General features: G+C 48.4%; 14 protein-coding genes. 4 read left to right on the forward strand and 10 right to left on the reverse strand.

Annotated features, from left to right (window positions below; genetic code table 11):
* Window positions 1–3 precede the first annotated feature (3 nt).
* The 5 genes from CLFS41_RS18480 to CLFS41_RS18500 all read right to left on the reverse strand — a co-directional run bounded on the left by CLFS41_RS18480 (window position 4) and on the right by CLFS41_RS18500 (window position 4,579).
* Entirely contained in the window at window positions 4–762 is a 759-nt protein-coding gene (locus tag CLFS41_RS18480) for an ABC transporter ATP-binding protein (RefSeq protein ID WP_045093110.1), read from the reverse strand.
* Window positions 763–1,542 carry an ABC transporter permease gene (locus CLFS41_RS18485; RefSeq protein WP_007870238.1) on the reverse strand — a complete coding sequence of 260 codons (780 nt, stop codon included), beginning with the start codon at window positions 1,540–1,542 and terminating at the stop codon, window positions 763–765.
* A complete protein-coding gene (locus CLFS41_RS18490) occupies window positions 1,539–2,324 on the reverse strand; it encodes an ABC transporter permease (protein ID WP_007870248.1) in 786 nt (261 codons plus the stop codon). Before CLFS41_RS18490 ends, CLFS41_RS18485 begins: the two co-directional genes overlap by 4 nt.
* Before the next feature lies 1 nt (window position 2,325).
* Window positions 2,326–3,393, reverse strand: coding sequence for an ABC transporter substrate-binding protein (locus tag CLFS41_RS18495; protein ID WP_007870251.1), 1,068 nt, complete (start codon window positions 3,391–3,393; stop codon window positions 2,326–2,328).
* Between the two features lie 196 nt (window positions 3,394–3,589).
* Window positions 3,590–4,579, reverse strand: coding sequence for a LacI family DNA-binding transcriptional regulator (locus CLFS41_RS18500; RefSeq protein ID WP_007870254.1), 990 nt, complete (start codon window positions 4,577–4,579; stop codon window positions 3,590–3,592).
* Window positions 4,580–4,799: 220 nt separating this feature from the next.
* On the opposite strand from CLFS41_RS18500, the gene CLFS41_RS18505 reads away from it, so the two are divergent.
* Genes CLFS41_RS18505 through CLFS41_RS18515 form a run of 3 tightly spaced genes read left to right on the forward strand, consistent with a single transcriptional unit; the run spans window position 4,800 to window position 7,715 of the window.
* The gene (locus CLFS41_RS18505) at window positions 4,800–5,672 is read left to right on the forward strand and encodes a hypothetical protein (protein WP_045093111.1); all 873 of its coding nucleotides are present in this window, start codon (window positions 4,800–4,802) and stop codon (window positions 5,670–5,672) included.
* Window positions 5,669–6,967: a glutathionylspermidine synthase family protein gene (locus CLFS41_RS18510; RefSeq protein ID WP_242856890.1), complete on the forward strand. Its 1,299-nt coding sequence runs from the start codon at window positions 5,669–5,671 to the stop codon at window positions 6,965–6,967. The genes CLFS41_RS18505 and CLFS41_RS18510 overlap by 4 nt, the downstream gene beginning before the upstream one ends.
* Window positions 6,960–7,715, forward strand: a complete 756-nt coding sequence (locus CLFS41_RS18515; RefSeq protein ID WP_007870267.1) for a hypothetical protein — start codon at window positions 6,960–6,962, stop codon at window positions 7,713–7,715. The genes CLFS41_RS18510 and CLFS41_RS18515 overlap by 8 nt, the downstream gene beginning before the upstream one ends.
* A 75-nt stretch (window positions 7,716–7,790) precedes the next feature.
* Here the strand turns inward: CLFS41_RS18515 and CLFS41_RS18520 are convergent, their stop codons facing one another.
* The 4 genes from CLFS41_RS18520 to CLFS41_RS31200 are packed head-to-tail and all read right to left on the reverse strand — an operon-like array spanning window position 7,791 to window position 10,305.
* Window positions 7,791–8,375, reverse strand: a complete 585-nt coding sequence (locus CLFS41_RS18520) for a cytidylate kinase-like family protein (protein WP_007870270.1) — start codon at window positions 8,373–8,375, stop codon at window positions 7,791–7,793.
* A 33-nt stretch (window positions 8,376–8,408) separates the two neighbouring features.
* Complete coding sequence (locus CLFS41_RS18525) at window positions 8,409–8,990, reverse strand: TIGR01440 family protein (protein ID WP_040417517.1); 582 nt, start codon at window positions 8,988–8,990, stop codon at window positions 8,409–8,411.
* 11 nt (window positions 8,991–9,001) lie between these two features.
* Window positions 9,002–9,979 carry a DNA polymerase III subunit delta gene (gene holA, locus CLFS41_RS18530; protein ID WP_045093112.1) on the reverse strand — a complete coding sequence of 326 codons (978 nt, stop codon included), beginning with the start codon at window positions 9,977–9,979 and terminating at the stop codon, window positions 9,002–9,004.
* Entirely contained in the window at window positions 9,967–10,305 is a 339-nt protein-coding gene (locus CLFS41_RS31200; RefSeq protein WP_082082631.1) for a putative holin-like toxin, read from the reverse strand. The genes holA and CLFS41_RS31200 overlap by 13 nt, the downstream gene beginning before the upstream one ends.
* Before the next feature lie 1,051 nt (window positions 10,306–11,356).
* Between CLFS41_RS31200 and CLFS41_RS18535 the strand changes: the two genes are divergently transcribed.
* The gene (locus CLFS41_RS18535; protein ID WP_045093113.1) at window positions 11,357–11,836 is read left to right on the forward strand and encodes a low molecular weight protein-tyrosine-phosphatase; all 480 of its coding nucleotides are present in this window, start codon (window positions 11,357–11,359) and stop codon (window positions 11,834–11,836) included.
* Window positions 11,837–11,851: 15 nt separating this feature from the next.
* Here CLFS41_RS18535 and CLFS41_RS18540 read toward each other — a convergent pair whose 3' ends face one another.
* A complete protein-coding gene (locus tag CLFS41_RS18540; RefSeq protein ID WP_045093114.1) occupies window positions 11,852–14,518 on the reverse strand; it encodes a ComEC/Rec2 family competence protein in 2,667 nt (888 codons plus the stop codon).
* Window positions 14,519–14,608 lie beyond the last annotated feature (90 nt).

Raw genomic sequence — 14,608 nt, forward strand, 5'->3', positions numbered from 1 at the left:
ATCCTACCTCTTCCTGTTTACCATTGCGCTGATCTCTTTTCTCAGCTTTAAAAACTCAGGGTCCACATAATTTCTGGGCCTTGGCAGCTGGATTCTTATATCTGCCAATACAGTAGAAGGACAGGTTGTCATTACAATGATCCGGTCCGCCAGATACAGAGCCTCTTCAATATTATTTGTAACAAAGATCACAGTCCGCTTTTTCGTATTCCTGATCCGTATTACCTCATCCTGCATCAAATATCTGGTCTGTGCATCAAGGGCGCCAAAAGGTTCATCCATCAGCATCACATCCGGTTTGGTACAGTATGCCCTGGCGATCCCCACACGTTGTTTCATCCCGCCTGATATTCTGACCGGGTATACGGTCTCAAATCCATTCAACCCTACCAGATCGATATATTTCTGCGCTTCTGCCCGCCGTTCCTTTTTATCCGCACCGCGCACCTTCATGCTGTATTCCACATTTCCCATCACGGTCAGCCAGGGAAACAACAGGATGTTCTGAAATACCATGGCACGGTCCGGTCCCGGTTTTTCGGCTTTTTTTCCCCGGATGTATACCTCCCCCGAGGAAGCTTCCTCTAAACCTGCTATAATATTCAGCAGTGTGGTCTTCCCACATTGCCCCGGCCCGAAGACTACAACAAATTCGTTTTCATCCACACTGAAGTTCACATCCTTCAGGACCTGGTTTCCCTCTCCCTCCTTGGTTTGATGGAATGTTTTTGTTAGATTCTTCACTTCTATAAGCGTTCCCATCTACTTCCCCCTCACATTCCAGGCACATAGCTTAGACTCGGCAAAACGCATGACAGAGGCCAGAAACAGGCCGATCAGACCAATCACCACAATACCGGCAAATATCTGCACCATGTTCATGGAACTCTGTCCGGCCAGGATGATCCACCCCACCCCCTCGGAGGAGCGCACCATCTCCGCTGCCAGCACGGCTGCCCATGCGGACCCCAGTGCGACCTGGAGCCCATTAAAGATCTGGGGAACCGCGCTGGGAAGGACAATATGGATAAACAGCTGATTCTCTTTTGTGCCCAGCATCCTTGCCGCACCCAAAAGGTCCGGGTCTACAGCTTTTACGCCATCCATGACGTTTGTCATAATGATCATTACTGCTGTGATAAAAATAATAAAGTACTTGGATCTCTCCCCGATCCCCAGCCAAAGGATCGCCAGGGGAATCCATGCAATCGAAGGAATGGAGCGCAGTAAGAGGTAGAACGGCTTGATAACAGCCTCCCCCACTTTAAACCAGGAGGCACAGAAACCAAGCAGGATTCCGCAGACAGCCGCTGCCACATATCCTACCATAACCCTTGACAGGCTCCAAAGGATATGCTGTCCCAATGCCTGCCTCCCAATGGGAGTCACCAGGCCCTGACCGATGAACTGTATCACTTCCACAGGGCTTGGCATCAGCCTGCCAAAGGACGCTGTACATGATAGGACATACCACAGACCAAACAAGGCGGCCAGGCTTCCTGTGCCCCAGACTAATTTTTGAACACTTTCTCTATTCTTCATCGCTTTTTACCTTTAACCAATATCTTTTCCAACAGCTCCAAAGCAACTGTGAGAAGCGCACCGATCAGGCCGATGGTCAGCATTCCCACAATTACAAGGTCAGGTCTGCCCAGGCTTCTCGCCACTTGGATCATATAACCAAGTCCGCTCTGGGATGCCAGAAGCTCAGCTGCCACAATTCCCAGCCATGCCATGCTCAGGGAAACTTTCAATCCGGTAAAAATATAGGGCAGTGCAGATGGTATGGCAACCTTCCACAGAATTTCACTTTTTCCCGCTCCAAAGATCTGGGCCACCCATATATGGACTTCGTTTGTCTGCTTGATTCCAGAGTAAACATTGACCACAGTTCCCACAAACACATTGACAAATATAATTGCCGCCTTTGCCTTTAATCCAATCCCCAGCCAGACCGTAACCACAGGGATCCACGCAACCCCGGGGATGGTCCTTAAAAAATCAAAGATGGGCCTGACCACATAGTCCACCGGCTTATACCATGCCATAAAAATCCCTGTGGGCAGTCCGGCCGCCACCCCGATCAGGTAGCCGATCACCACTACGATCAGGCTGGCCTTTATATGCCCCAAAAGGGTATTGCCATCCGGAACCTTAGAGGTCAGCTTTACAAAAAATGACTGGACGATTTTGCCCGGCCCTGGCAGCATATTGTGGCGGAATACATGAAAAACATCTGAAATCAGATACCATACCAGCAAAAAGACGAGAATGGACACACCCGATATTACATAATATTTCCATTTAGTATTTTTCTCTCTCATCCTACTTCTCCAGCTTTTTTAATGCATCCTCAACAACATCTGCGGTCGTGTTCTGCTTCAGGGCGTCCAGTACATTTTCTTCCATTGCCCCTGCCTCAACATAACACTGGATCAGTCCCTGCATCCATGCGCCGGTTTCTTTGTCCTTGATATTGGATGCATCCATGTATGTATTCCATCCGCACTCATCCTTGACATCCTTTTCAGAGAAATCACTGCGCCCATGCTCTGTATAAAACTTTGTAACCATTGTCTCCTCATACTCCTGATCCGAGTTTAACTTGGCTGCTGCTTCCAGCCAGGATGCCATAAAATTCACACAGGTATCGTAATTGTCTTTATAGAAATCCTCGCTTACCAGTATGGAATCCTGCTGCGGATTCCCCTGCTGCCTTAATCCGCCAACCAGAACATATCCTTCCTCCATAAGCTTCAGCCCTGCAGAGGGTGATCCCATACATGCCAGATCTCCCTGTCCGGAAACAAAGGCAGTATAGACATTACTGGTTTCCATATTTAGGAAATTTACATCATCTATGCTCAAGCCGTATTTAGATACATAATCAATGGCCATGTAATGTGATATATTTCCCACGGTTCCCAGTATGGTAGCACCGCCTATGGAATCCGCACTCCCTATCAACTCCGGATAGTCGGTCAGGTTCTTTCCTGCCTTTGCGATCTCGCTGTCCGGACGTGCAAATATCCAGGCTCCATCCATCTCATACTCCACATCAGCGATCAGCTTGGCGTTGTAATTGGGAATTGCGATCATTCCTCCTGCACCAATGGGGCCAATGTCCCACTCTCCTGCGCCCAACGCCTCCGCCATGGGTCCCCCTGACGGGAAGTCGATAATTTCAAGCTGATACCCGTATTTCTGATCCAGCTTCTCATCCTTGATAACCTGTAACGGCACGCTCAAATAGTAAGGCATCGCTCCTGCCCGAACGGTTTTCACCCCCGTATCTTTTGTCTCCCCATTTTTGCCGCATCCTGTAAACATGGAACAAACCATCATTGATACCACTGCAACTGCTGCCGTTTTCTTCAAAATACGTCTTATCATGATTCCCTCCTATACATAAGTAATTAAAAAAGTTTTTCATTTTTATTTTTGCTCTATCTATAACCCCATGTTTTGTTGACACGAGTCAATACCGGGCACAATGCTGCTCTTTTTTATTTCACTGCCACAGATGTTCCCATCTCTGTCCATAGAGCAGCACACATCAAATCCCCTCCTTTCTTTCCCGGCATTTCCCTCATAAATCATTCCTGCTGCTGGACTCCCGAATAATCAGCTTCGGGACGATCTGATAATCCTCAACTTTCTGTCCTTTTGACTTTTCGATTAACATGGATATGGCTATATCACCAATCTTCTCTGCGGAAATCTCCGCGGATGTCAATCCAGGGACACAAAAGCGTGATTGAAATGTATTATCAAATCCAACCACTCCCACATCCTCCGGGATGCGAAGCCCCAGCTGTGTAACGCCTTTCACAACACCAATGGCAACCGCGTCATTGGAACACACAAAGGCGTCAGGGCAATCCTCCTTGGAATAGGTATCTGCCACGAACTGGAACGCTTCTTTCGTGTCTGTAATATTATAGGTTATGTCTCCGCTTCGCTCCCTGCCCACCGCATTCCGGTAGTTTCTGGTCTTTTCATCCACCTCATCAGGTTTTCCTGATTTTGCACCTGATATGTAGTGGACATTCCTATAGCCGCCCTTTTCCAAATGGACTGCAATTTCATGAAAAATATTGCTGTAATCAATCTTAATCTGCATAATACGCTGGTCCAGATCACTCCACGCCACATCACGCAAAACCACAACCGGAATCCCCTGCTTTACAATTGCCTCCAGATTCTCTTTCTTAATTTTATTGTTGGATGCAAACAGACCGCTGATCTGATAACTGCAGATCCGTTTTAAATACTCATCATCATCAATTACATTGCTGAATAAGATAAAATATCCCTTTTCATAGGCAGCATTGGTTGCGCGATAAACCAGCTGTGCATAGAAAGGATTTCGTATCTCATTACACAGAAACACAAACTGCTTGCTGTCTTTGATCTTTAAGCTTCGTGCAATCTGGTTCGGACTGTAATTCAGCTTTTCTATAGCCTCCTGGATGCGCTTTCTGGCCTCCGCACTGACATACCCATTGTTATTAATATAATAAGAGACGCTTGCCGCCGATACTCCGGCCTCTCTTGCCACGTCTTTTCTTGATGCCATCCTATTCTCCCATCCCATGCTTTTGTTCCGTTTATTATAAGCACAGTATAGCCCAAGTGTTGACTCGTGTCAATACATGGAGTATATTTTATTAAAAAATATTGCTTTGTTAATTATATCCACATCTTATTGCAGTCCGCAGCAATCTAGTGTAATATTATTACAGTTATTTCTATAGACATGGGCTATTATTGCATCACATTTATCAGGAGGTTCTGTTATGGATATACTGGTCTTTGGGATTGCCGCAGCCGCATCCTATTGGTATGAAACAGAGGTATTTTTGTTTTTTGGCTGTGTATACGTTATGTGCAGGTTTTTATATAAGTGGTATATACCTCTGGTGGAGTCCTGGCCGCCTGAACGCGGGAAGACGGGACGCTGGATTTTGGGCTGTCTGCCCCCAATCTCCTTTGTGATCATTCTCTTTGTTCTTCTTACCATGGCCTCCTATGATGTGGTTGGAATTTGGGTTGTGTTTTATATTGTAATGGGGTATGCGTGGCTCAGAGGCGGAGTTTATATGCTGGAGTGCCTGGATCTGTCCTGGCCCTTTGATGCGGTCTACCTGGATAACAAGGCGGCGGTCTTCCCGGCAGCCGGAGGATTTGTGGGCATAACCCTTATCTATGCGGGAGCCAACACAGGTGATGGCCCCTGCTGGTGGGTTGTTCTGTTTGCTGCAGGTCTGGGGTTAGTAGCCTGGCTTGGACTGGCACTGCTGATTAATGTCTCAGTCCGTATATCTGAGCGTGTCAGCGTGGACCGTGATGTGGGAAGCGGCATCCGTTTCGGGGCGTATCTGACCGCCAGCAGCATGATACTGGCCTATGCGTCCGGAGGAGACTGGACCTCCGTCCAAGCTACGCTCCTGGAATTCACCATTGGATGGCCGGTCCTCCCCCTCATGCTGTTTTTTCTTCTGGCAGAATGGTTTTACATACAGCCTTCCCATTCCCTTGTGGATGACGGCCCGCGGGTGGATCTGCTTCCGTCCATTCTATTGGGATGTGTTTACCTGTCTTATGCATCAATTGTGCTTTTATTTTTTCACCGGATATCTGAACGTGTATCCGGCCGGGTGTTCCTGTGAGCGGGGCGGGTGTTCCTGTGCGCGGGGCGGGCATTCCTGTGAACGGGGCGGGCATTCCTGTGCGCGGAGCGGTGTTGGCCCGTATCCCTTCGGAGCAGTATTCGGATTACCGCTACGAGGCAATTTTCCGGGCATACAAATGGGATCCTCAGGTGGAAGACCACAACACAGTAGCCGAACATGTGGTCCTATTTGACAAGCAGACGGCCGGCCGGCTGGAACATTGGGCGGAACAGCTGTCCGCAGAGACCATGGCGATGGAGCAGGCCATGGCTGGCCGGACCGATTTAGTGAAAAAACTGGGATTTCCCTCAAAAATAAAAAAGGCTATTCCCAAAATAGACAACTATTCCCGGGAAAAACATATACGGCTGATGCGTTTTGACTTTCATCCCACCACTGAGGGCTGGTCGGTGTCAGAAGTCAACAGCGATGTTCCTGGAGGATTAGCGGAAGCGTCTGTGCTTCCGCGGATCGCACAGCAGTATTTTCCCCGACATGAACCCCGCGGTCATGTGGCCCACAGTCTGCTGGAGGCATTTCAAAAAAGGACCCAGCCAGGAGCAAGGATTGCCTTTGTCCATGCCACCTCCTACGCGGATGACCGTCAGGTCATGCAGTTTTTAGGAGATTATTTTGAACAAAATGGATACCGCTCCCTATATGCCGCTCCCGACCATCTGGTCTGGAAGGAGGATCGTGCCATGAGTCTGATTCAGGGTAAGGAAGGACCTGTGGGCGGGATAGTACGCTTTTATCCGCTGGAATGGCTTCCCAATCTTTCCAGAGGGACGGACTGGAGCGGTTATTACCGTACTCAGACACCGTCCTGCAATCATCCCATCGCTATTTTTGCCCAGTCCAAGCGGCTGCCTCTTATATGGGATGAACTGGGGATTAAGCTGCCCGCCTGGAAGTCGTTGCTTCCTGAAACCCGTGCTCCTGAAATCCGCATTCCCGGGTCCGGGGACCCGGGGGACGACTGGATCTATAAGCCGGCTCTGGGCCGTGTGGGGGAAGGTATCTCCATCCGGGAGGCATTGACGCCAAAAGAATACCGGCAGATCCAAAGGGATGTGCGCCGGCACCCCAAAGACTGGGTCATGCAAAAGCGGTTTCAAAGCAAACCGGTTGCAGGAGAGGATGGAGAAAGTTTCCATCTCTGTGTGGGAGTGTTTACAGTGGATGGAAAAGCAGCGGGTTTCTATGGGCGCATCAGCTCCTATCCCCGCATTGACGCCAGGGCAAAGGACATTCCCCTTCTGGTGGAAAAGGAGGATCGAACCAATGAATGACAATTACAGTACATACCGGATCTGGGCGCCGGACAATGCCCTGTGGACCCAATGGGCCAAACCGGTGCTGTTCTCCCAGGCTATGCATGGAAGTCCCCAGGAACTGACCATCCCCGGTGTTAAATGGGCCCCCTATTCGGACGGCAGAACTGCTCTGTTTGTGGATCTGCCGGGAAAAAGAAGCGTACTGGAAGGGCTTGCCCTGGCACGGATGGGTTACCGTCCCGTGCCGCTCTATAACGGCGTTTACGGCGCAGGCGAAGGGACCATGGCCGTGGATGTAACACCGGTGGCAAAAGCCCTATACCAAGGCGCGGATTACCTCCGCGGTCTGCGTATCCGTGAGGATGCTCCTCCCGTGTTTCTTCTGGACGCAGCCAGGATGAAGGGTCCTGCCCGTCAGCCGGGCAGATACGATAACCGCTGGTGTGTCTTCCCCCAGGATGCGCCCTCGGCTGATTTTCTGGCATCCCACGGTATCGGCTCCATCTATGTCCGAGCCAATAAGATACAAAATGATCTGGCTCATATACTCCTGCGCTATCAGAAGAGCGGAATCCGGATCTATCAGGTCGGTGATAACAATATGCCAAAAGAGCTGACAGTCGTACGGCCTTCCCATTTTGAAAGTTTCCTGTATCGTTTTCTCGCCACGCTGGGTCTGACCAGAAATGCAGCCGGCGGATTCGGCGGAACGGTTCCGGAACCTACGCAAACCTCCGGTGGCCGCCATTATGGCATTGGATGATATTCTCTGCCATAACAGAACTTCATATGTGCAAAAGAATCCCGGATCGCAGATGATCCGGGATTCTTAAACATTTTATTTAACATGATTTATGTATGCCAGAGCTGCATCCAGGCATCCGTCCACTCCGATCAGCCCGCTGTTAAGGCAGATATCATATGCCTCCATCTTTCCCCATTCAATGGGGGAATAATACTCGTGGTAAGCCTTACGCCTTCTGTCCACAATATTGATTCCGCCTCTGGCCTCATCTCTGGAAAGTTCCGGGTTCAGTGACATGATCCTCTTGATCCTGCTCTCCATATCTGCAAACACGAAAATGTTCACAGCATGTGGCAGTATGGCGTCAGCGCAGCGTCCAACGATTACACAGGAGCCCTTTTCCGCCAGTGATTTAATGACTGTTTCCTGTACCGCATAAATGCGCTGGGTCATGGCGATCTGGTATTCCGGCTCAATAAGGCGGGTGGAATAATTGTCCAAATCCGGCTCCACCTCATCATTTGCCTCCAATATAGATGGTTCAATGTTGCCCTCTTTGGCGATCATGGCGATCAATTCCTTGTCATAGAAGGGAATCCCCAGCTTCATTGCCAGCTTTTCCCCCAGCTCACGTCCCCCGCTGCCATATTGGCGGCTGATCGTAATTGCTCTGTTCATAAACAGTACCTCCTCCTGCTTTATTAGTTGGTGCTACATATGTTCCTCATCATAATGCGCCCTGACACCGCCAATAAACTTAGGCCTGGTCCTGGCACACACTACATGGGCACTGCCGATCTCCTTTGTCTGGATGCGCACAGGCACGGCCACATCCCTCAAATGCATCCCAATAAGAGTGTCTCCTATATCAATCCCCGCATGTGCCTTAATATGCTCCACTGCCACGGGATGCTCCAATACCGCGTATGCTGCTGTCGCAAAGGAGCCGCCTGCCTTCAGCTGGGGCACCACGTTCACCGTTTCATATCCGTAGTGCTCCGCTGCTTCCTCCTCCAGGATCAGTGCACGGTTGAGGTGTTCACAGCACTGGGCTGCCAGGAATATTCCAAGGGGCTTAAGTTCCTCATTCAACGCTGAAAAAACAGCCATTCCAATATCACCGTTAGAGTGGGAGCCAATTTTAAAGCTGTCTATCTCACTGGATGAGCATCCCACCACCAGAATCTGTCCTGGCTTTAAGCGAGCCACCTCAAGAAGTTCCCCCAGCACCTGCTTTACCTGATTCTTAATGTCCTCCAACTCAATTGATTCCATCACATCCATCGCCTTCATTCCTTTTTATATTAATATTGATTTGTTATTAAAAGCTCCACGGCAAGCCTGTCCTGAAGCTTACCTGTCTTTACCCCTTCCTCCGCGTCCACGCAGAGGTTCACATAGGATAAGATCTGTTCCCGTGAAAATGTCTTGGCCTGCATCATGATCTTCCCGGCCACAAAGGGCTGCAGTTTAAGCTTTGACGCTATGGCGCCCTTCTCCAAACCCTTCCCCATCAGTTCCTTCACCTGCAGGATCTGATTAAACTGCCTTGCAATAAGAAAAAGTATGCGCATAGGCGGCTCCTTCAGGGTCAACAGATCCTCGTACAGATCCATGGCCTTCCTGGTCTGCCTGCCCGCTATGGCTGTGATCATATCAAATATCTTGTTAGTCACCTGGGTTGTGCAGATGATCTCCACATCCTCATCCGTGATCACATCCCTGCCCAGCGTATAGCTGATCAGCTTTTCCAGTTCTGAACTTATGTTCTCCATGTCATCCCCTGTCTTACTGAGGAAAAATTCCATGGTCCGACCAGTGATCTTTTTTCCGTTCTTAGACAAAATACCGGCTGCCCATCTTGCCAGCTGTCCTGCATCCTGATGGGATAGTTCAGCGGCATAGCCGTGCTTTTTCACTGCCTTATATAGTTTGCTCCGCTTATCTACTTCTGATTCCACAAAAATGAGACATGTGCTTTCAGGGATCCGCTCCATATACTGAGTCATATCCTCAGCTCCCTGCCCGCCTTTGAAGAATCCGCTGTCCTCCATGAGGATCAGACGCTTTTCTGCAAAAAACGGCATGGTATCGGAAAGGCTGATGATCTCATTCACATTCATGCCCTTTCCCTCATAATAGTTATAATTCATGGTATCCCCGTCCGTGATGGCATCCTTTAAACGGTTTTTAAAACTCTTTTTTAAAAATGCTTCTTCGCCGAACAAAAGATACACCGGTTTAAAACTATGATCCTTTATGTCCTGGTTCAATGTCTGCATATGCGGGTCGTCCTTCCATATTCTGTATTAAGTATAACATGGACGGGTAATTTTGTCACTAAGCACCCGGAAACAAAGCTTAAGGACTGGCCGCACGGAAAGTGGCAGGACACTGCAGGGCATGGAATCTGCCAGTATGTAACAGGGTTAGGGGACGGGAGGGATCCAAACGCAATCATTAGCAAAAGTGTCTCATATGTGCTCATGTTATACCACCCCCTTTCGGAGATGGAAGCCACCCGGCAGTAGGAACTGCCTATATAAAGTATATAAAATGGTAAACCGGATGTAAAAGGTGTTTTAAGAAAAATCTCTCCCTTGTCCATTCTTTGATTTTATAGTAAACTTTACCTATTAAATTTAGATGGAGATATAAGAATGACTAACCAAAACAAAGGCACCATCAATATCCTTTTCGTTTGCCACGGCAATATACTCCGAGGCTTTCCAATAAGATTGAATAGTTGAATATATGCAAGGAAAAATGCAAGAGAAACACTGAAAAATTATGATTGACAGGCGAACCGAAAATGGCCTATAATAAAGGTACAAAAAAGGCAGTTCACTCCAGTGAGTGGCTTCCAAGTTTATAATCTAATTAAAAATAGTCACTAGGCTTGGTAGGCGGGTGACTATTTTTTTGTACCTATAATCATAACAACAAGTACTCCAAACGCAATCATTAAAGAAAGTGTCTCATATGTACTCATGCTATACCACCCCCTTTCGGAGATGGAGGTCACCCAGCAGTAGGAACTGCCTACATAAAGTATATTAAATGATAAACCGGATGTAAAGGGTGTTTTAAGAAAAATCTCGCCCTTGTCCATTCTTTGATTTTATAGTAAACTTTACCTATCAAATTTAAATGGAGATACAAGAATGACTAACCAAAACAAAGGCATTATCAATATCCTTTTCGTTTGCCACGGCAATATGCTCCGAGGCGTTCCAATAGGGTTGAATGTATATGAAAAGAAAATGCAATAGAAGAACTAAAAAATCATGATTGACAGATGAGCTGAAATCGGCTTATAATTAAGGTACAAAAAAGGCAGTTCACTCCAGTGAGTGGCTTCCAAAGTATAATAACTAAAAAATAGTCACATTTGCTCTGGTAGGCGGGTGACTATTTTTTTGTACCTATAATCATAACGATAAGTACCCCAAACGCAATCATCAAAGAAAGTGTCTCATATGTACTCATGTTATACCACCCCCTTTCGGAGATGGAAGTCACCCAGCAGTAGGAACTGCCTGTACCAATTATACAAGATGGGAAACAGGCTGTAAATAGAAGAATAAAAAAGAAATACTTGTTCAAAGTATGAACTTATAGTAGACTTTAGCTATCAAAAAGTAACGGAGATATAGTATATGGCTAAGCAATTTAATAATAACATTAAGATACTTTTCGTCTGCCACGGCAACATCTGCAGAAGCCCCATGGCTCTGTACTATTTCAAAGACCTGGTCCGCAAGAAAGGACTGGAGGATATGTTCTATCTTGACTCCGCAGCCACATCCACTGAGGAGATTGGCAACGGAGTCCATCATGGTACCCGTGAGAAACTCCGACAGGCCGGTATCAGCTGCCAGGGCCATCACGCCAAGCAGATGACACGCCAGGATTATGAAACTTACGACTATCTTATAGGCATGGATGACTGGAATATCCGCAATATGAACCGCATCACCGGCGGGGACCCGGACCACAAGATTTATAAACTTATGGGATTTACCGGAAATGACAGGGATGTGGCTGATCCTTGGTACACAGGTGACTTTGAAACCACATGGCAGGACATCACCGCCGGATGCAACGCTCTGCTAGAGCTGATTGGACGCACCAGGTAATGCCGCGGCCTGCTGCTATGGAAAATAACTGCAAATCAGTTCTTTTCCATCTGTCCATAATATGACCGCGCCGCCGATTCCTGTTTCCATAACAGGAATACGGCGGTTTTTCATGCGGTCAATCACTTCCTTTGAAGGATGTCCATAGGAATTACCCCTGCCATATGAGATAACAGCAAGCCCCGGGCTGAGATACTCTAAAAACTCCTCTCCCGTGGATGTGCCGGAACCATGGTGGGCGGTTTTCAGCACCTGAACATGACTTAAATGTTCCTGCTGCAGGCTTCCGCCCACTCGTGCCGCCTCCAAAAGCCCTCGCTCCTGCTCCGTTCCCATATCCCCGGTAAACAACATGTGGAAATCCCCATAGTCAGCGCAGACAACCAATGAATGGGCGTTGCGGTCATCCGCCTTTACATACTTCCCTCCTGCATACAGGCAGGTCATCCTCAGATTCCCGGCCTGTATCTGTTCTCCCGGCCCCATATAATGGACTCTTCCTCCTCCCAACTCAGCTGCCTGCTCCAGCCGTTCATACACCTCCTGTCCCTTTCCCGGGGACGGCAGGATCAGATTTCTCACCTTGATATCCCGGGATTCCTCCAATAGGTATAAAATCCCGCTTATATGGTCATTATCCCCATGGCTTACCACTGCAAAATCAATCATTGTAACCCCCATGCTTTTCAGACAGGGTTCCATGGTCCTGTTCCCCAGACTTTTATCACTGCTGCTTCCTCCGTCTATGAGAACTGTGTAATTTCCAGTTCGCATCAGTATCCCATCCCCCTGTCCCACATCCATCACAGTCACTTCCAGCCCCTTCACATGACGTGGAAATAAAAGAAAAAAACACAGCCCATACAGACCGCCAGACATAACCAGAAAGAACCAGGGCGCTGACCATATCCTGTTCACAAAAATATGCTCATCTTTAACTCGTTTTTCTTTTGACCATATGGCCCTTTGCTGCTCTACTCTCCCTTTTTGCTGCTCCCCCCTCTCTTTTGGATACTTTTCTCCCTTTTTTTGCCGCATGGCCCTCATGTTCCGCTGTTTCCATACGATTAGCACATGTAAACCCACCGCCATGCCTGTACTGTAAAGCCCAAGCTGGCCCCAGGAGGGCCTCCCCATTACCAGGCAATATCCCGGAAGTTGTTCCGCCTGCCTGCATAACCATTCATACAGGCTGAGCACATAATGGCCTGCTCCCACTGCCGCCATCCCCCCAGTCAGCCAGACACTCCCCAGCATAATTCCCAACAGGCCGGAATACATAAGCACCGCAATGAGAGGTATCACCAAAAGATTCAGAAAAATACCATATAGCGGATGCTGATAATAGTGATATAATACCACAGGCGTAAGTACGATCTGTACACACAGACTGATCAGTATCGTATTCTCATATCCCTGTTTTACATCAAATCCTGTTTTTAGACAATTTCCAAGGCCGCCAATGGACAGCACCGCGCCAAAAGACAGTTGGAATCCGCTTTGGTACAGGAGATAAGGTGATTTCCAAAGCAGCAGCAATGCTGCAAGTCCCAGTGCGGACAGGGTGTCATAGCTTCTCCCTTCCTTTGCGGCCAGCCACAGACACAGGATCATAATAACAGCCCTTACAGCAGAGCCTGAACTTCCTGTCAATATACCATAACTTATGACCAGGACAGCGGATAGGGCTCCGGCCTTTCCAAACCCCAGGCCAATCCTCCGTATCAGAAGATAGATCCCGCCCCCAATAATTGCAAGATGCTGGCCGCTGACCGCCAGCAGGTGAGAGATGCCATGGCGCTGATACATGGTCCTGACCTCCGGCTCCATCCCCGATGTATCCCCCAGCAGAACAGCTTTAAATATGGCACTGTCCTCGGGAGTGCAGATCGTATCCAAAATATTGGCACATCTAGTCTTAAACTTCAAAAGAAATACCTGGTAAGGCACAAAATCCGTCTCTATTACTTCCAGCTTTTCTCCAAACATTCTGCACACAGTTCCTTTGGAGCGGTAATAGGATTGAAAATCAAATTCCCCTGGATTCCTGGGCTTCTCCATAACATCCAGCTTTCCCTTAAGTTCCACTGTCATGCCGGGAAGCGGCTGCGTTTCCAGTTCCGGCTGCGTTTCCAGTTCCGGCTGCGTTTCCAGTTCCGGCTGCGTTCCCGATGACGCCTGTATTCCGGAGTCCTCTTTGGAAATCCCCAGCCCTGCCTCATCCATATAAACAATCACCCGGTCCAATTCCTCCGCCCTGTTTCCCGCTCTCGCCCGTACGTCTTCCATCATCATGGTAACCGTTCCATCCCCGTGTTCCATCCATATGATACGTCCGCGAAGGGTAAGCCTCACCCCTGCTAATTCTCCGGCCGCAGCAGCCTCCTGATCAAGGCGGCTCCGCTCCCATTTTCCCCGTCCAAATCCAGCTATTCCCCCTAAAAACAGTAAAACCAAACAGAGCAGAAGCGCCCTTTTACCAGCACTCCTGCCCTGCATATTATTACCTGGATCATTGTCACAGGGATTTTTTCTTAAAATCCCGTACATCCACACTCCCGCCACCCCCGCAGCGGCACAAGTCCACCACAGAGCTGCCCGGAATACCGCTTCATGATCCTGCAGGGCCAGCACCTCTCCAAGTACGAAACCAACTGCTAATACAATAAGCGGTCTTTTCATATTCTGTTTTCCTATTGATCCTTCTTTTGATTTTCTTTTTCTGTTTTCCCTTTTCTCTCTTGGATCCCCAACTCCATAACACTTTATTTC

Source organism: Clostridium sp. FS41 (genome assembly GCF_000954015.1).
GTDB classification, from domain to species: domain Bacteria; phylum Bacillota; class Clostridia; order Lachnospirales; family Lachnospiraceae; genus Enterocloster; species Enterocloster citroniae.